We start from the raw sequence: 17,649 nt of genomic DNA, 5'->3' as shown, positions 1-17,649 counted from the left end.
GCCGGGACGTGCCGGGGAAAAAGGTAATCACCATGCTGATTTTGTTTACCATGTATTTTTCCGGGGGGATGGTGCCTGGATTTTTGAATATCCAAAGTCTGCATTTATATAATACTCGGTTTGCCTTACTGCTTCCGGGAGCAGTCAGCACCTTTAATCTGATTATTCTGCGTACAGCCATGGCCTCTCTGGATATCAGCTTAGAAGAGTCTGCGCGGCTGGACGGGGCGAGCCACAAAACAATCCTGACCAAAATAGTAGTGCCCTTGACAAAACCCACTTTGGCAGTATTAGTATTATATTACGGTGTAGGACATTGGAATTCCTGGTTTAATGCCATGATTTATCTGGACGATCACAGCAAGGAGCCCTTACAGCTTGTGATCAGGCAGATACTGATTCTAAGCAGCGGATTATCCAATATGGGAGACAGAGATACGGAGCTTTTGGCGGAGACGATAAAATATGCCACAATCGTGGTGGCTACGGTGCCCATTCTGGTGCTGTATCCTTTTTTACAGAAGTATTTTGTAAAGGGGATGATGGTCGGTTCTGTAAAGGGGTAGGGACGAAAGGATAAACAGAAAAAAGGAAAAAGACAGGAGAAAGGCATGAAAGGAAATACTGTGCTGTCCGGTTCGGAGATAAAATTTCAGGATCGGGAAATAAGGCTGGATGAGCGGCATTTATATCTGGACTGCAGCCTGACACAAAAGCAGGCGGAGAGCTCCCCCTTCCTATTTCGAGATTTGACAGAGCTTCTGGATTCAGGGCGTCTGCAGGACGGAAATCAGGAAAATCCCATGACGGTGTATCTGGCTCCCGGGGTTTACTGGATCGCAGAGCCGGGGGATGAGCGGATTTGTACAGCAAAACCCGGGGATAAGCTGCCCTATGAAAAAAAGGTAAAGTGTCAGTGGCTTTTTCTGGAAGGGCTTTCCCAAAATCCTATGGATGTGGTGATTGCTGCTGACAAGGGGCAGTCCCACGGCTGTATCGGAAATTATACTATGTTTCACTTTGAGGGGGACGGCCTCCATCTGAAAAACCTGACTGTGGGAAACTACTGCAATGTGGATTTGGTCTATCCCAAAGACCCGTCCCAGAACCGGAAAAAAAGGACTTCGGCGGTGACGCAGGCCCAGCTTGGAGATGTGGAGGGAGACTGCTTTTTTGCGGAAAACTGCAGATTCATAAGCCGTCTTAACCTCTATCCTTTCTGTGGGGCAAAAAGAAGCCTGTACGATAGGTGCCATTTTGAGAGCACTGATGATGCTCTCAACGGGAATGCGGTGTACCTGGAATGTGATTTTGACTTTTACGGAGGGCGGCCCCTGGCCTGTACCCAAGGGGCGGGCTGCGTTTTTTTGGACTGTCTCTTCCGTATCCGGGGAATCCGGGCCAGGGAAGAGGCGGACCAATATTTTATGAAGGGACAGGGGACTGTTTATCTCATCCGCTGCCGCTTTGTAGATGAAAGGGATTGGAAGGAGCCTGCTTCTAAAGAAGGCCGCAGGCTGTCCGTGGAGTGGACCAGATATCCGGAGGCTTCTTTAAAATGTTATGAATATGAAAACAGCTTTGAGGGAGTCCCCCTTTGTGTGGGAACGCCGGGGAAAGACACGGTTTCTCTGAAGGGTAAGGACGCCCTGAAGGCCTTTCCTATTCAGAATCTTCTTGGGGGAGAGGACGGCTGGAATCCCAAAGGACAGCTATCCCCGGAAAAAGAAGAAAGGATTCCCGTAAAGCTTATGCTGGATACGAAGGAAGTGACGCTGGAAAAGGGACAGGAGGCATATCTGGAAGCCTTTGAGGTTTTCTTTGACGGAACGAAGCGTAAGGCCCGGGACGTGACCTTTCGGCTAAGCGGTTCTGTGGCAGAAATAAGGCCGGAAGGGGAAAACGGCTGTGTGATTACAGGGAGCAACCACCATAAGACAGAACAGAGAGCGGTGCTCACCGCCCTCACAAAGCAGGGCCTCGAGGCGGCGGCGCTTATCATGGCAAGGCCTGCCAGAACACAGCCCCCGGCATGGGAGCAGATGCCCTGGATCAAATATGAAAAGGGCGTTTTTCGGCTGCAGTACAGCTTTAGGGACAAAGAAGAAAAAGACTGCTCTTTGGTGGAATGGTATGTGAGAAGAGACGGGGAGGAAATATTGGTGCGGGAAAGCAGCCAGGGAGCCGGAGACTTAGGTTATACGCCTGTGGAGGATGACATAGGCGGCAGGCTTCTTGTTCGAGTTACGCCAAAAAGCAGCAGCAGCGGCTATGGGGAACCTGTAACGGCGGCAGCGCAACAGGTCATAACCTGGGAGCAGATACCAAAGCATGGTCATTTGGAAACAGATTTTACGGCTTTTCCCAAGGTTCGTCAGCCCAGGCTGCAAAAAGGCCGCTGGATCAATGATTTTTACGAACCTGCCAAAAAGGAGGAACTGAAGGAATGGCGGAAATGGGTGAGGGAGCTTCCGGCGGCGCCCTGGGGGTATGGGGAGCTGGGAAACGGCTGTAAGGGAAAGGGCCTGTATCCCTTGGTTCAGGGGGTAAAGCTTATGTATGCCTTTCGGGAGCGCTGCAGCAATATGAGGCTGGAGCTGGTGCTGGACCCGGCGAAAACCGGCGGCCAGGGCTTTGGAAGCGCCGGGCAGTATCTGGATGTATGCGTGAAGCTGGAGGAAACTCTCCTTTCCGGCTATGGACTGCGCGTGATGCGCACTGCCCGGGCGGCGGACGCAGTGGCTGCGTTTCTGGTGAAATATGAAGGAGGAATTCCAAGACCCATATCTGAAAAGGTGTATACCTCCTGCTTTATCACCGGCTGTCATATCCTGCTGGAAGCAAGGGGAGAGGTTCTTACGGCAGAGCTGTTTACGGAGAGTGAGATTCCGCCGGGGAAAGCCTGGGAAAGACAGGTGCGTCTGGAGGGAAAAATCAGTCCGGACGACCGTAGCGGCTTCGGCATTTTCCACACGGGAACCAACGGAGACGGAGGCTGGCAGAATACCATTATGCTGCACCGGCTTACGGTGGATGTGACAAAGGATGGTTAACAAAAGGGGCCTTTGCCAGCCCCTTATAAAATTCCTGCAAAGACCTCTCCAATGGGACCGGAGATCAAAAGGTCAGCAGAACCGTCCCTGGGGGTGGGGGATTTGTTGATGACCACCAGCTTGTCTCCCTGAAAATAATCGATGAGACCGGCGGCGGGGTATACGGCCAGGGAAGTGCCGCCTATGATCAGCACCTGAGCATTATGGATGTAGCTGACAGCTGCATTTAAAGTGGCCTGGTTCAGGCTTTCCTCATAGAGCACCACATCGGGCTTTACTGCACCGCCGCATTTTTCACATTTCGGCACTCCTGTGCTGTTTAGAATATAGTCCAGTCCGTAAAAGGCATTGCACCGCTCACAGTAATTGCGAAGCACGGAGCCGTGGAGCTCCAAAACCACCTTGCTTCCTGCGGCCTGATGGAGGCCGTCAATATTTTGGGTGATTACCGCCCGCACCTTTCCAAGAGCCTCAAGCTGGGCCAGCTTTTTGTGGGCGGCGTTGGGCTGCGCCTTGGGAAACAACATCTTATTGCGGTAAAAGCGGAAAAATTCCTGGGGATTCGCCCGATAGAAGCTGTGGCTTAAAATGGTTTCCGGGGGATAATCATACTGCTGATGGTACAGACCGTCTACGCTGCGGAAATCTGGGATGCCGCTTTCTGTGGAAACGCCTGCGCCGCCAAAAAAGACAATATTGTCATATTTTTCTACGATCCTGTTTAATTCTGCAATAGATTCCTTTAAATCCATGAAGATCACCTCTTATTCTGAAATTATTTTTGTATGGAGAACACCAGATGGGGCATATCCATGCCGTAGTAATGCTTCACCAGATGATCTGTCACCACCATGCCGTTTCGCCGTGCTACATTTTGGGAGGGAAGATTATTTTCCCGGATAATGGAAAATACCTCCGGCACCTTCAGTACCTCAAAGGCGTATTGCTTACAGCCCCAGGCAGCCTCTGTGGCATACCCCTTGTGCCAGTATGCTTTCTGAAACAGATAGCCGATTTCCAGAACCTGCCTGCCGTTTAAGTCCTGCATGGTCAGACCGCACTGACCAATCATTTCCTGTGTGTCTTTTAAAATAACCGCCCACAGCCCAAAGCCGTATTCCCGGTAGCGCGCAAGCTGCCGATCCAGCCACTGCTGTACCTCTGCGCTGTCAAAGGCATGTTCATAGGCGTACATGACCTCCGCATCCTGCAGTATTTTGCATAGATCGTTATAATCTGCCTGGGTCAGCTCACGCAGATACAGGCGTTTGGTTTCCAAAATCATAGGCTGCCCCTCCTTTTTCTTTGATTTTACACCCGGCAGGTGTTTCTGTGCAAGGGCAGGGAGGCCCATTGTGGAATACAGCTTTCAGCCCATATTCTGCCAAAAAATTTTAACAAATACTAAGAAATTATTAAGAAAACCAAGAGTATATGCCTATTGAGACTTGGGCACCGAGTGTGATAAGATAAAAAAGAAACCGCATTGTAAGCAAAAGAAGAAGGCTATGGGAAGAAAAAAAGAACATTTGATCCCCTTGGAAAAAAGTAAAAAAGTGATTTATCTGGAAAAACGCGGCAGAAAGAGACGAGGCATGAGTGTATTTGCGGTGATTTTTGGCGTGCTGGGCTTATTGTGCCTTTTGTACTGCCTGATAATGGGACTGTTTGTAAATTATGGAACCAGATTTTTTCTGGTGTGGGGTGCGCTGGGAGTTTTCTTTGGGGGCATAGCGTTTGTGCTTGCCAGAAGAAATCTGCTGGAGCGGCTGCCCATGTGGTTAAAGCTTGGGGCTGTTTTTATTTTTGCTGTAGGGATACTGGTTTTTGCTCTGGTGGAGGGGATGATTTTATCCCGATTCTCCAGTGATGGGCAAAATGGCGCGGACTACCTGATCGTGCTCGGCGCCCAGTGGAAGGAGGACGGCCCCAGCTACTTGCTGAAAAAACGTTTGGATCAGGCTTTGGAATACCTGGAGGAGAATCCGCAAACCCGGGTGATCGTGTCGGGAGGCCAAGGAAGCAATGAGCCTGTCAGCGAGGCGGAAGGGATGTACGGCTATTTGGTGGAGGCAGGCATCCGCCCTGAGAGAATTCTTTTAGAGACAGAATCCAAAAGCACACGTGAAAATCTGGCATTTTCCGGGGAGCTTTTGGACAGGGCAGGAGACCGGGTGGTGATTGTCACCAATAATTTCCATGTATTTCGAGCAGTGAAAATTGCGGAAAAGCTGGGATATGAGCAGGCGGAGGGCCTGGCGGCGGGTTCTTATCCCTTGTCCCTTCCCAACAATATGCTGAGGGAGTTTTTCGGGGTTTTAAAAGATTTTGCAGTGGGAAATTTGTGATGGAGGTTTCGCGATGGAAATCAATGTGGGAGATATTTTAAGGCTGAAAAAGCAGCACCCCTGCGGCAGCAGAGAGTGGGAGGTGCTGCGCGTGGGCGCTGATTTTCGTTTAAAATGCTTAGGCTGCGGCCATCAGATTATGATTGCCAGAAGGCTTTTGGAGAAAAACATTAAGGAGATCAAGGAGGGCAGATAAGCTCCTGCCTCTTTTTTAGCTTAAAAGCGGCAGGAGGGATAGGGCACCCTGGTGATCGTCCTCTTGTGTCAGGATCTGCTGCAGGAGAGAGGAGGCCTCTTTTTTCTTTTCCTGTTCTCCTAAGGCTGCCAGCCCAAGGCTTCCTAAGGCTCTTAGGTAATTGCAGTACTGGGTGTTTCGAAGCTTGGGATCGTCCTGATATACTTCGATTTCCGGCAGGGAAACGGCGAAGAAATCATAGGAAATCCGGTCAAAGATATGCTGCTCTCCGTAGGAGATGAGCATGTGGAAGGAGCTGGCCGCCTCTGTGGGATTTCCCAGGCGGATCTGCGCAAGTCCCTGATAAAAGATATAATCGGAGGGCTGGTCATTGTAATAGAGAACGGGCTCCGGCTTCCTGGAGCCAGAGGCTGCAAGCTGCCAATAGTGGGCGGCTTTTTCTTTTTGCCCTAATTGCTCTAAGGCAAGCCCCATGTAATAGTGGGACTGGTTGTCGTGGACATTTGGCAGCTTTCCCTCCCCCAGATTTTCGGGATAGGTAAGGCTTCGTTCCAAAAAGGCAAGGGCGGTCTGGCCCTCATTTTGCGCAAGGGCCCGTATAGCCAGGCTAATCAAGGCATAACGGTATTGGGCGCTGACTTTGCCCTCTCCCCCTTCCCAGGGGTGAAACCGGTGGGTGCAGAGAGCGCCCAGGGCCTCTTCCCATCTGCCCGCACAGTTTAAGAGGGTAATATAGCGCAGATACAGATCGTCCCTCTGTGCAGTAAGCTTCAGCCGCTGCTCCAGAAAGCGCAGCCTCTCCCCAAAGGGGATGTGGCATTTTGCGCAGAGCTGGTCATGTTCCAGCAAAAGCCTGGGGTAGTCCGGATCCAGAGACAGAGCCTTTTTGAGGGAAGCCAAAGCCTTTTGTGGATCATGCTGCTTGTTGTAATAGGCAATGGACAGGTTGCGCAAGGCCATGGGCAGAGCTTCCTTTTGGCTCACAGCCTGTTCCCAATGGGCAGCTGCCTTCTCATACTGCTTTTTGTCATAGAAGAGATTACCTAGGTAATAGTGGGCCATGGGCGCACAGGGGAGGGTGCGGATGGCGGTCTTAAGGATCGCGATCTCCTCCAGCCTGTTGGGAAAGCAGTAATCGGGGGGAAGGCTCTCTGCCTTTTCAAAGGAGCAGAGGGCAGCCTCCTTTTCCCCGTTCAGATCATAAAAATAGCCCAGATAATAGGACACCATGGGGGAAGAGGCCTTGCAGGCCTCCAGCACGGTTATGGCCTCCGGATACAATCCGGCCCCGCCGTAGAGCAGGGAAAGCTCCAGATAATTGTGGGCTTCCTCCCTCATTTTTTCCCGCCATGGGGCCAATTCCTCCTTTTTTTGTGACAGCTCCCAGGGCTGCTTTCCAAAGAGAGCCTTCTCAAAAAGGCAGCCCATGTATAAGGGGTCTATCTGAAGGGATTCCTCCAGCAAAGAGCTGTTGTCCCGTCCAAGTCTGCGAAGCAGGGCTGCCTTCAGGGTCCGCGCCTTCATGTTGTGCCAGTTGCGGACCAGGGACTGATTCACAAAGGAAAGGGCGCTTTGTACATCCTTCTGCCGCATGGAGAGACAGGAAAGACGAAAGAAGGCGCTGCTTTGGGTCTCGGCGCTCCAGGAAGCCTTGTAGTAAGCGTCATAAGCCTCCGCTAAGAGCGCAGAGCAGTCATCAGATTTATTCTGAGCATGCTCCACAGACCACAGCAGCTCCAGGGCAAGCCCCAGATTGAAGTAGCATTCCCCGTGATAGGGGTTTGGATTTTTCCAGGTCTGCTTTTGGATGGCCCGGCGGAAATAAGGGATGCTTTCCTGAATCTGGCCTCTTCTCAAAAGCAGCAGTCCGTAGCCGTTGTTCAGCCGGATATCGGAAGGGTCTCTTCGCAGGCCTTCCAGATAATAATCGCCGGGCTCACAGGTGGCGTGGCGGTATTGCTCCAGGTGTAGGGCGGCAAGGTAGAGCTCTTCGGTGGATTTTAACTCCTCCGGCTGTTTTAAGGCCTCGGCAGGCTCCGGAATAGGCTGGAGCTTTTTTGGGGCTTCGGTGTATTGCACAAGCGCTTTTCCCTGAAAGGAGACTGTCACGCTGCAGCCGCACAGGCTTTCAGACGCGGGAAACTGGGCCTCAAAGAAGCCCTCTGGGGAAAGATCGGCTTCCTGTTCAAAGAGCACCAGAGCGTCTTTGGCAACGGTTATTTTGGAGCCGGGGAAGCAGCCGGAGGCGTAGACGCGCACACAGGCTGTCTGGCCGTCTGCAGGAAAGAGACCTACGGCGGCGTCTCTTGTGGCGTTGCACACTCTGCCCACCCCCTTGTAGGGCATAAAATACTGGGTAAAGGTTTTTTCCTCATAGGGCTTAAGCCAGGTAAAATCAGGCTGATTGTCTGTAAAGACGCCGGTCATCAGCTCAATATAGGGACCGTCCGCATCCGTGAGATTCCTGTCCCAGCTTTTGCCAAAATCTCCGCTGCCCCAGGTCCATTGCTTTTTGCCGGGGGAGATATGGTGGTCTGCCACATGAAGCAGGCCGCCCTTTTGCTTTTCATCATAGTTGCCGATAAAGTCAAAATCGGAATGGGCCGCCATGTAGGAGGTGGGAACCTTTATATTCTGATAGCGGGAGATATCCACGCCGGCGGAATAGTCGTACTTGTAGTATTCTCCCGTCGCAATGGGAAAGGTAGAGACGGCCCGTCTGCCATGGTCCATCACCGCATTTACATCGGGGGGAAATACGGAATAGGTGTGTTCGTTTACGGGAACCGCAGGATTGGCCCACCACAGAAAGGTCTGGGGAAGCTCCGTATTGTTGAACAGACGTCCGTTTATCTCTATGTAGGCTTTTTCCGGATACAGGGAAATGCTGGCCATGCCCTTGGTGCCGTACATTTTGTCAATCTCGCTCAAATATACGCTGCAGGAGCCGTCAGGGTTTTCAGACAGTGTATAATCCACCGGGGAGAAGGTGGAGGGCCTGTGGTGCTGGGGCCAGTTAAACTCAATGCCTCCTGAAATCCAGGGGCCCGTTAGTCCCACCAGGGCTGGCTTGATTACATGGTTGTAGTATATAAAATCATAGCCGTTGGTCTTATCTAAGGCCCGGTGGATGCGCCCGCCAAGCTGCGGAAGCACCATGACAAAAAGATATTCGTTTTCCAGACAGACCGCCTGATAGGACACATCCGTAAGCGTATCGCTCAGCTTTTCTGTCACAGGGAGAGGGTAGACCTTTCCCGTGCTGCCCTGATAGGCTCTCTTTTCAATAAATAATGGACTTTTTTCCGCAGGATACACCTGATAGGTGGGAAGGGCAAGCTTCTCCTCCCATATTTTTACAGGACTTTTTGCAGACATAAGAGCTCCTTTCTTTCAATACAAATAATAGGTAATTGTGAAACTCGCTCCCTAGTATCAGAAACTGGGCGTAATAGCCAAAATAAGGGTGACTAGCTACTGCTTCGGAACCCGTTTTTGGTTATTATGACCAGGTCCGTGACTTCGCCAGCGAGTTTCGCAATTACTGAAATACTAATAAAGCGTTTGGACTGATATGCTTTCAGCAAAGCATGAAAGAGGCAGGACGAGGAATATCATATCCTTGTTTTTCATGGACAATATTCCACAAACATGATAGGCTTTAAGAAAAGAGAGGAAGGAAGCAGAAAAAACGGTGGAATACAGAGAGGAAGGAACCAAAAGAGAGGGATTTCGGGGAGAGCGTATGATCGTGCTTCCTACAGAGGCCTTTGCGGAATATGCGGCTCATCCGCTGGTGAGACGGATGTATCTGACAGACGTGGGTTTTTTCCCAAGGGCAAAAAGGCATTACCGGGAGAGGACGGAGGGGATAGAGGAGTACATTTTTCTGTACTGCACGGAGGGAAAGGGCGTTGTGGAAATCCGGAGAAAGGAAGGACTGGGGTGGAAGAAATATCCTCTTGGCCAGAGAGAGGCTGTCTGTATTCCCACAGGCTGCGGCCACCGCTATTATGCGGATGAGAAGGATCCCTGGAGTATTCTGTGGGTGCATTTTAAGGGAGAGGATGTGCAGCTTTTTCCACTGGAGGAGTGCACCGTAGCACATTTTGCATCAGAGCATGCCTCCAACCGTATGCTGTTTTTGTTTGAGCTTTTGTTCCGGGTGCTGGAGGCAAACTATACCCTGGGCAATTTTATCTATATTTCCCAGGTGCTGGAGCTGATTCTGGCGGAGACCTATTATCGGGAGAAGCATAATACCACAGGGGAGCAGAACAAGCTTGTGACGAGCGTAATACGATATATGTATGCCCATGTGCAGGAAAATCTTTCCATGGAGCAGATTGCAGAGCATTTTCAGCTGTCTAAAAGCTATCTGCATGTGATTTTTCAGAAATATACCGGGCGGGCGCCTATGGAATTTTTTACAAGGCTGAAGCTTACGGAGGCCTGCAAGCTGCTGCGTTCTACAGACCTCTATATTTATGAGGTGGCCCACCGGCTGGGCTATCAGGATCCATATTACTTTTCCCGGTGCTTTCATAAAGAGGTGGGAATTTCCCCAAAGGAATACAGACACAGTGACTATGCCTATTTGGAGGAGGGTGGAGAATAATGCAAATGCAGCTGAAAAGAATGCTTCAGGGAACCTGGAAATTTGGGTTTGAGAAGGGGGAAAGTGCAGAGGAGAAAAGCCAAAGGCTCTCCGAGCTTAAGGATACCATAGAGCTGCCTTCCACCACGGAAATCAGCAAAAAAGGGAGCTTTGGACCAGAGGTGGGACAGACCCTGTTTTTGAGCAGAAAATATCCCTTTACAGGCAGAGCGCACTATGAAAGAGAAATTGAAATTCCAAAGGAGTGGGCAGGTCTTCCGCTTTTTCTTTTTCTGGAGCGCACCAAATACACAGAGGTCTATGTGGACGGAAAATGGGTGTCAGGATCCCATGAGACCTTGGTTCCTCAGAGGCATGATCTCACAGAAGCTCTTGGGGACGCTGGAAAGCATTTGCTACGGATTGTGGTGGACAATGATCTGGCCTCAAAGGAGGATTTCCCGGAAAGCCTCCTTAAGGGGCATCAGTATACGGAGCATACCCAGACCAACTGGAACGGAATACTGGGAGAGCTCTATCTGGAAAGAGGAGAGAAAGGAAGCTGGGAGATTCCCCAGATCATAGGAGATGAAAGCGCCCGGGGCTTTTGGATACGCGCAAGGGAAGGAGAGAGCATCACAGTATGGGGGTATAGAAGCGACGGCCTGCCGCTGGCAAAAAGGGAGCTGAAATGCAGCGAAATACAGGGAACCCGCCAGGCCTTTTATGCGCTTTGGCAGGAGGGGGACGATGCGCAGAGGGCGACAGAGCTGTTTTGCCGCTGGGATGAATTCCATCCTGTTTTTTACCGGCTTTTTGTGATTGTCACAGACAAAAGAGGAGGCAGGCAGCAGTACGAACAAAATGCGGGAATTTTTGGGCAGGAGATCAGAGATAAAAGAATTGTGAGAAACGGCGTGCCCGTGTTTTTGCGGGGGACTGTGGACTGCTGCATCTATCCAAAGACCGGCGCATGCCCCATGGACAAGGAAAGCTGGCTTAAGATATTTGATCTGTATCAGCAGTACGGCCTGAATCACTGCCGGTTTCACAGCTGGTGTCCTCCGGAGGCGGCTTTCGCGGCGGCGGATGAGAAAGGCATCTATCTCCAGGTGGAGCTTTCCAACTTTGCAGCCGCCCTGTACGGGGAGAAGGATAAAAGGTGTGATAAGGCTCTGCATGCGTACATTTACGACCAGGCAGAAAAGGTGCTTGCCTGGTATGGCAATCATCCCTCTTTTCTGCTGTTTGCGGCAGGAAACGAGATGACGGGGGAACTGCGGGAATTTGAAAGGCTGGTCAGGCATCTTAGAAGCATTCGGCCGGATAAGCTGTATACCCAGGGGGCCAATAATTTTCTGGAGCATCCCATCTGCAGCGGTGCGGACGACTGCTGGATCATCATGCGGACGGATGAAAAAACCAATATCAGAGCCTCCTTTTCCTTTGGAGATCTGCCCCTGGGATATCTGCAGACACAGGAAGAGCCCTCCACCCTGCATGATTACAGCGAGGGAGTAAGGCAGTCCCCCCTTCCCCTGATCTCCCACGAGATTGGCCAGTATCAATGCTATCCAAACTACAGGGAGATTCCCAAGTACACAGGCCCTCTGTCCCCTGAAAATCTGAAGCTGTTTCAAAAAAGGCTGGAAGAGGCCGGCATGGGTGATATGGCGGACAGATTTTTTCAGGCAAGCGGCAGGCTGGCGGTGCAGTGCTACAGAGAGGAGATAGAAGCGGCCCTGCGCACCAGGGATATGGCGGGCTTTCAGCTTCTGGGCCTGCAGGATTTTCCCGGACAAGGAACGGCCCTTGTGGGAATTTTAGACAGCTTTCTGGATTCCAAGGGGCTGATTACGCCAGAGGAATTCCGGAGATTTTGCGCTCCCAGGGTGCTTCTTGCCAAATTTCCCCGCTATGTGTGGCAAGAGCAGGAGACGTTTGAGGGAGAGATTTTCCTTGCGGATTTTGGCCCGGAAAGCGCACAGGACGAGACATTGAGAACGGGGCAGTATGACGTGGAGGCAATTTTGTATTCCCAGGAAAATCAGGTGATGGGGCAGGCTCATCTTAAGGGAACCGGCAGTCCGGGAAGACTTACGGCATTGGGCCTGGTGCGTTTTGCCCTTCCCAAGGTGGAGCAGGCGGCTGTCATGCGCCTTGTACTGCGTATGGGAGAGGTGGAAAATGAATATCCCCTGTGGATTTACAAAAGGCTGCCGGAAAAAACCGGACCGGACGGCCGGGAAAAATGGATGGGAATAGACTCTAAAAGAGGACTTTTCATCACAGACCGGCTGGAACAGAGCGGGGAGGATTTTTTAAAACAGGGCGGCAAGGTGGTGCTGTTTTCCAGCAGGGCGAAGGAAGATTGCAGTGTTCCCGGAGCCTTTGCCCCTGATTTCTGGTGCTGGCCCATGTTCAGAGACGCCTGCGTGGAGAAGGGACTTCCCGTGGCTCCCGGTACGCTGGGAATGGTCTGTGACAGCGCCCATCCGGCCTTTCGGGGCTTTCCCACAGAGGATTACGCCCAGTGGCAGTGGCAGCCCCTGCTGTATGACAGCAGGCCGGTAATTTTGGACGGCTGGGGAGATGCAATCACTCCCATTGTGCAGATCATAGACAATTTTGAGCGCAATCATAAGCTCTCCTACCTTCTGGAAACGAAGGTGAAGGAGGGAGGCAGACTGCTTTTCTGCGCCGGGGATGTGCTGGGGCATATGGATAGACCCCAGGTGAGACAGTTTTATGAAAGCATGACAGCTTATGCCGCTTCAGAGGACTTTGCGCCTGCGGCGGAAATTGCCCTGGAGGAGATCAAGGGCATATTTGTGAATGAGTGACAGCTGGCAACAGCTCAGCCCGCGCCAGGGCGCTGATCTGCGGCAGCTCAGCCCGCGCCATTCGCAAAGCCGCGCCAGGGCGCTTTTTCGCTGCTTTGCAGCTGCCTTTGCTCATTATCAGGCGCTCCGCTCATAAGAGGATTGTCGCCTTGCATTGTGTGCGAGCACCCATGGTTATAAAAAATATTCAGGAAAAAGCTTGAAAACTGGGAATTTTTATGGTATCATAACACTTCGTGATACATTGATTCCTTGCTCGCATCCATGATGCGGGCCAGAGACCAAAAGGAGGTAACAAGCATGAACAAGTATGAATTAGCCGTTGTTGTCAGCGCTAAAGTCGAAGACGATGAGAGAGCTGCAGTGATTGAAAAGTGCAAGGCTCTGATCGAAAGATTCGGCGGCACCATTACAGAGGTGGATGAATGGGGTAAGAAGAGACTTGCTTACGAAATTCAGAAGATGAAAGAAGCTTTCTATTACTTCATCAGATTTGAGGCTGATAGCACCGCTCCGGCAGAGATTGAGAGCCGTGTCCGTATTATGGACAATGTTATCAGATATTTATGCGTTAGACAGGACGAGGCATAAACAGAAAGCGAGAAGTCGATTATGAATAAAGTAATTCTTATGGGACGTTTAACAAGGGACCCTGAGGTGAGATACTCACAGGGGGCAAGCCAGACCGCAGTAGCGCGCTTTTCCATAGCGGTGGACAGAAGATTCAAGCGCGAGGGAGAGCCCGACGCAGATTTCTTTAACTGTACCGCATTCGGCAGGCAGGCAGAGTTTATTGAGCGTTATCTGCACAAGGGAACCAAGGTGGTAGTCTGCGGGAGAATCCAGAACGACAATTATACCAACAGGGACGGTCAGATGGTTTACAGTGTCCGTGTCATGGTGGATGAGATTGAGTTTGCTGAGAGCAAAAATGCTTCTGCAGGAAACGAAGGCGGATTCAACAATGGCGGCTTTAACGGCGGTTACGCAGGCGGTAATGCTGCTCCGGCTCCGTCCGGCGCAAGCGATGGCTTCATGAATATCCCTGACGGCATTGATGAAGAATTACCGTTCAACTAAGATTTGATTGAGACAGGAGGTACTGACATGGCTTATAATAAAGCAGAGAAACCCGATGCTCCGGTAAGGAAAAAGAGCGGCGTCCGCAGAAGAAAGAAAGTTTGCGTATTCTGCGGCAAGGATAATGTGATCGATTACAAGGATACAAACAAGCTGAAAAGATATGTGTCCGAGAGAGGAAAGATTCTTCCCCGCCGTATTACCGGCAACTGTGCAAAGCATCAGAGAGCGCTGACCGTAGCGATTAAGAGAGCGCGTCACGTTGCATTGATGCCTTACGTTCAGGACTAATTCCATAATGCAGCATCAGGACCGGCTTCCGAAATGGGAGCCGGTTTTTTTATATAGGAATACATGGATGGTTTGTGTGGTCGGCACAGTATTCCAGAATAAAAAAAACAGCCTGGCAGGAAATCCTCCGTTTTCTGCCAGGCTGTTTTTTGACAATGACGGAAATCAGGCGCACATTTGCGGGGATTCTGCCGTTATACATAATGAAAGGAGGTTTTGGGTTCTGTTCATGAACAAGGCGATTGATCTGGAAGCACAATATGATAAGATATACCGCTATTGCTATTTTAAGCTGCACAGCAGAGAGGCGGCAGAAGACATTACCCAGGAGACATTTCTTCGTTTTCTGCAGAGCGAAAGCTATCAGGAGAAGGGAAAGTCCCTGGCGTATCTGTATACGATAGCGAGAAACCTCTGCATCAACAACTTTCGTAAAGCCTTGGGAGAGGGAGGCTCAAGAGAAACCCACCTTGCTGACACAGAGATGGAGGACCGGCACAGGGAAAACCATGGGGAGGATAAAACGGAGGATGTGCTGCTGATGAAAGCAGGCCGGCTGATCTATAATGGGAAATGGGATGGGACCCATGCGGATCTGGAAAAGTTTTATCTGCAGCAGTTCGGAGAGGAGAAGGAAAGTGAAGCTTTATAAAAATTTAGTTGGATTTGAGCTGAAAAAAATTCTGAAGAGAAAAATAATATGGATTACAATGGTGGTGACGCTGGCGATTACAGCCTTTGCCATATATTCTCAGCAGCATTTGGGAGGCTATTACATAAACGGAGAGCTGGTGGACTCCAATTATAACATGTTTCAAAAATATCAGAAGTATGCCAGGACCTTCAGTGCTATCTGGAATTTTGTGCGCAGTGCTGCGGGCATGACTGTAGAAGAGGCTTTTTCCTGGCAGCCGGACGAGGGGGAGCTTTATGCGCTGCGGGAAAAAGCATTGGAAGAGGACTGGAAAAAGGCCGGCTTGAGCCAGGCAGAAAAGGAATATTGGAAAGAAAAGGAAGGAGCGTTAGAAATTCCGGTTACCTTTTTCTATAAGGAGGGCTATTGGACTCTTCTTAACGGCTGCTCCACCGTCAGCATTATGGTTCTGCTGTCTGTGGCCATTGGATTATCTAATATGTTTCCGGAGGAGCATGTCCGAAAGACCGATCAACTGATTTTGTCCAGTCTCCATGGCAGAAGATTGTACTGGGCCAAGCTGACTGCAGGAGCTGTTTTTGGTGTGGGCATGGCTTTGCTGCATTTTCTGTTCGCTCTTGGTTTTTCTTTGCTCTTGTGTGGGGCAGATGGCTTTGACGCTGTAATTCAGCTGATCTACCCCAGAATTTCAGACCCAATCAGTGTAGGGGAAGCCGTGTTTTTAATCTGCGGACAGCTGCTTGTGATGGGGGCATTTATCAGTGTCTGTGTGATGATTTTTTCGGAGCTGTGCCGAAACAGTATTGCCGCTTTGGCAGCTGTCAGCGGATTGCTCTTGTTTTCCATGTTTTTCGAAATACCGGAGGTTTTCCGGACCGCTTCGCAGATTTGGAGCTATGTTCCGCAGACGCTTTACGCCGGTGACGTATTTGACAGCCGCCTTGTGTCTGTTTTCGGTTTCTTTTTCACAAAATATCAGTTTCTGCCCATAATCTATACTGTCCTGGCTGTTCTCTTTGCCATACTAGGAAAGCTTGCCTACAACAGACAAAAATAAGCCCAGATGTTTCATGGCAGGGTGGAAGTGCAGGAGAAGTATTGTCTTTTTAGCGACCATACATCTTTTTCCCCGGATACGGTACAATAAATGCAAATAAAAGCAAAAAAACAAGATGCAACAGTTTACACAAATTGTTGCATCTTGTTTTTTACATTAAGTATATCGGTAAGTATCTATAAAACTTTAGTCTTTTTCTAATTTTCTTTTTTCTAACTGTTCCATTATATTTTCCCACGCCAAGAAGCCGCCGGCAGAAAGACCGCGGCAAAGAGACAATATTTATATGGCAAAAGGACGGAGGTTCCTACAAGGTGGTTTCCCGCAGCACGGTGTCCTTGTCGTCCTGTTCCAGGCAGAGATAGCGTTTTGTGATATTTAGAGAAGAATGATTAAACAGCACCATGATGACGATAGGGTCTTTCCCCTGTTTCCAGGCATGGTAGCCGAAGGTTTTGCGCAAGGAGTGACAGCTGACAGTATCCTCAATGCCCACTCCATCCGCTGCCGCACTGATTATGCGGTACGCCTGAAAACGGGAAAGCGGCTGTGCTTCAGAGCGTGGACTGGGGAACAGATACGGATTGCCGGACTTGTACATCCTTGTTTTCATCAGGGCTTTACGGTATGCGGCAAGCACCTGACGGACGCGGTCATTGAGAAAAATACGGTTTTCCTTGCCTGTTTTCCGCTCCCTGATTGTAATATGGGTTCTTACTTTTTTCCCGTTGTAGACGTTTTCCAGGGTAAGATGCAGGATATCGCTGATACGCAGCGCAGTGTTTAATCCCAGTATAATCAATGTGTAATTACGATAATTCGGCTTGCTGATTTTGTAATATCCCTTGAACTGATCTAATTGTTTTTTGTCTCTGATTGGCTGTGTCGTACTCATATTTCTTTTCCCCTTCCCTGAATCCGGCATGAGTGCCGCTCCTTCGGCTTCCGAAGCACCCGGACCAAAGCCTGTGAAATGTGCTTATCTTGAGGGTAATAGAAGCCGGGGGCAAATGCAACAGTTTGTGTAAAGTGTTGTATCCCGGGCAGGAGCGAAAAGGTATTGTCCTGCTGGAACGAAAGACCTGCAGGCACCGAAAACAGGGAGGTTTGGGACATGTTGCGGCTTACAATGGCACAGGAAGAGTATCTGATGATCGGAGAAAATGTGAAAATCGTATTTCTGGGGGGGACCGGAAGGCATATGCGGGTGATGATAGACGCTCCCAAGGAGATTAATATCGTCAGAAGCAATGTACTTGAGAAGAATAGAAAGCAGTCTCAAGAGTGAATCAGGTAATAACCGGATGAGGAGGCAAGGCGGCCAGGGCCCGGCGGCGGAGCGGACCCATCCGGTTGCTACATAAAACAAGCAACCATGGGCGCAAACGGATTTGCGCCAGGTAAAACCAAGGAGGTAAATTTTATGGTAGTACAACACAATTTAACAGCGATGAATTCCAACAGAATGCTGGGGCTGACAATGTCATCTCAGGCAAAATCCACCGAGAAGCTCTCTTCCGGCTATAAGA

Annotated in this window: 16 protein-coding genes and 1 pseudogene; 13 read left to right on the top strand and 4 right to left on the bottom strand. The window is 50.3% G+C overall.

What is annotated here, in order from left to right; all coding sequences use genetic code 11:
• Positions 1 to 566, top strand: a 566-nt coding sequence (locus AC1WIP_RS01900; protein WP_481140217.1) for a carbohydrate ABC transporter permease, incomplete at its 5' end; no start/stop codon positions are given.
• 45 nt (positions 567 to 611) lie between these two features.
• Positions 612 to 3,053 carry a hypothetical protein gene (locus AC1WIP_RS01895; RefSeq protein WP_481140216.1) on the top strand — a complete coding sequence of 814 codons (2,442 nt, stop codon included), beginning with the start codon at positions 612 to 614 and terminating at the stop codon, positions 3,051 to 3,053.
• Positions 3,054 to 3,076: 23 nt separating this feature from the next.
• Here AC1WIP_RS01895 and AC1WIP_RS01890 read toward each other — a convergent pair whose 3' ends face one another.
• Positions 3,077 to 3,805 carry an NAD-dependent protein deacylase gene (locus AC1WIP_RS01890; RefSeq protein WP_481140215.1) on the bottom strand — a complete coding sequence of 243 codons (729 nt, stop codon included), beginning with the start codon at positions 3,803 to 3,805 and terminating at the stop codon, positions 3,077 to 3,079.
• A 23-nt stretch (positions 3,806 to 3,828) separates the two neighbouring features.
• A complete protein-coding gene (locus AC1WIP_RS01885) occupies positions 3,829 to 4,338 on the bottom strand; it encodes a GNAT family N-acetyltransferase (RefSeq protein WP_481140214.1) in 510 nt (169 codons plus the stop codon).
• A gap of 223 nt (positions 4,339 to 4,561) precedes the next feature.
• Here AC1WIP_RS01885 and AC1WIP_RS01880 point away from each other — a divergent pair, with 223 nt between their 5' ends.
• Both AC1WIP_RS01880 and AC1WIP_RS01875 read left to right on the top strand, forming a co-directional pair.
• The gene (locus AC1WIP_RS01880; RefSeq protein WP_481140213.1) at positions 4,562 to 5,401 is read left to right on the top strand and encodes a YdcF family protein; all 840 of its coding nucleotides are present in this window, start codon (positions 4,562 to 4,564) and stop codon (positions 5,399 to 5,401) included.
• A gap of 13 nt (positions 5,402 to 5,414) precedes the next feature.
• On the top strand, positions 5,415 to 5,597 hold the full coding sequence (locus AC1WIP_RS01875) for a DUF951 domain-containing protein (protein ID WP_481140212.1): 183 nt from the start codon (positions 5,415 to 5,417) through the stop codon (positions 5,595 to 5,597).
• 15 nt (positions 5,598 to 5,612) lie between these two features.
• Here AC1WIP_RS01875 and AC1WIP_RS01870 read toward each other — a convergent pair whose 3' ends face one another.
• Positions 5,613 to 8,975 (bottom strand): DUF5107 domain-containing protein, encoded by a 3,363-nt coding sequence (locus AC1WIP_RS01870; protein ID WP_481140211.1) that lies wholly within the window; start codon positions 8,973 to 8,975, stop codon positions 5,613 to 5,615.
• A gap of 316 nt (positions 8,976 to 9,291) precedes the next feature.
• Between AC1WIP_RS01870 and AC1WIP_RS01865 the strand changes: the two genes are divergently transcribed.
• The 7 genes from AC1WIP_RS01865 (at position 9,292) to AC1WIP_RS01835 (ending at position 16,120) form a co-directional block, all read left to right on the top strand.
• Positions 9,292 to 10,215, top strand: a complete 924-nt coding sequence (locus AC1WIP_RS01865; RefSeq protein ID WP_481140210.1) for an AraC family transcriptional regulator — start codon at positions 9,292 to 9,294, stop codon at positions 10,213 to 10,215.
• A gap of 5 nt (positions 10,216 to 10,220) precedes the next feature.
• Positions 10,221 to 13,037 (top strand): glycoside hydrolase family 2 TIM barrel-domain containing protein, encoded by a 2,817-nt coding sequence (locus tag AC1WIP_RS01860; protein WP_481140209.1) that lies wholly within the window; start codon positions 10,221 to 10,223, stop codon positions 13,035 to 13,037.
• 300 nt (positions 13,038 to 13,337) lie between these two features.
• Entirely contained in the window at positions 13,338 to 13,628 is a 291-nt protein-coding gene (gene rpsF, locus AC1WIP_RS01855) for a 30S ribosomal protein S6 (protein WP_481140208.1), read from the top strand.
• Between the two features lie 21 nt (positions 13,629 to 13,649).
• Complete coding sequence (locus tag AC1WIP_RS01850) at positions 13,650 to 14,117, top strand: single-stranded DNA-binding protein (protein WP_481140207.1); 468 nt, start codon at positions 13,650 to 13,652, stop codon at positions 14,115 to 14,117.
• A gap of 27 nt (positions 14,118 to 14,144) precedes the next feature.
• Entirely contained in the window at positions 14,145 to 14,408 is a 264-nt protein-coding gene (gene rpsR, locus AC1WIP_RS01845) for a 30S ribosomal protein S18 (protein WP_481140206.1), read from the top strand.
• A 67-nt stretch (positions 14,409 to 14,475) separates the two neighbouring features.
• Positions 14,476 to 15,060, top strand: coding sequence for an RNA polymerase sigma factor (locus tag AC1WIP_RS01840; RefSeq protein ID WP_481140205.1), 585 nt, complete (start codon positions 14,476 to 14,478; stop codon positions 15,058 to 15,060).
• A complete protein-coding gene (locus AC1WIP_RS01835) occupies positions 15,047 to 16,120 on the top strand; it encodes a hypothetical protein (RefSeq protein ID WP_481140204.1) in 1,074 nt (357 codons plus the stop codon). Before AC1WIP_RS01840 ends, AC1WIP_RS01835 begins: the two co-directional genes overlap by 14 nt.
• Before the next feature lie 307 nt (positions 16,121 to 16,427).
• Here the strand turns inward: AC1WIP_RS01835 and AC1WIP_RS01830 are convergent, their stop codons facing one another.
• Positions 16,428 to 17,015, bottom strand: coding sequence for a tyrosine-type recombinase/integrase (locus AC1WIP_RS01830; protein WP_481140203.1), 588 nt, complete (start codon positions 17,013 to 17,015; stop codon positions 16,428 to 16,430).
• A 219-nt stretch (positions 17,016 to 17,234) separates the two neighbouring features.
• Here AC1WIP_RS01830 and AC1WIP_RS01825 point away from each other — a divergent pair, with 219 nt between their 5' ends.
• Together AC1WIP_RS01825 and AC1WIP_RS01820 are read left to right on the top strand one after the other, a co-directional pair.
• Positions 17,235 to 17,408: a carbon storage regulator gene (locus AC1WIP_RS01825; RefSeq protein WP_481140202.1), complete on the top strand. Its 174-nt coding sequence runs from the start codon at positions 17,235 to 17,237 to the stop codon at positions 17,406 to 17,408.
• Positions 17,409 to 17,543: 135 nt separating this feature from the next.
• A pseudogene (locus tag AC1WIP_RS01820) lies at positions 17,544 to 17,649 on the top strand (flagellin); the annotation flags it as partial.

It is taken from the genome of Acetatifactor sp., from assembly GCF_982438285.1.
The sequence above is the reverse complement of the archived record's forward strand: the minus strand, read 5'-3'. Positions and strand labels throughout refer to the sequence as shown.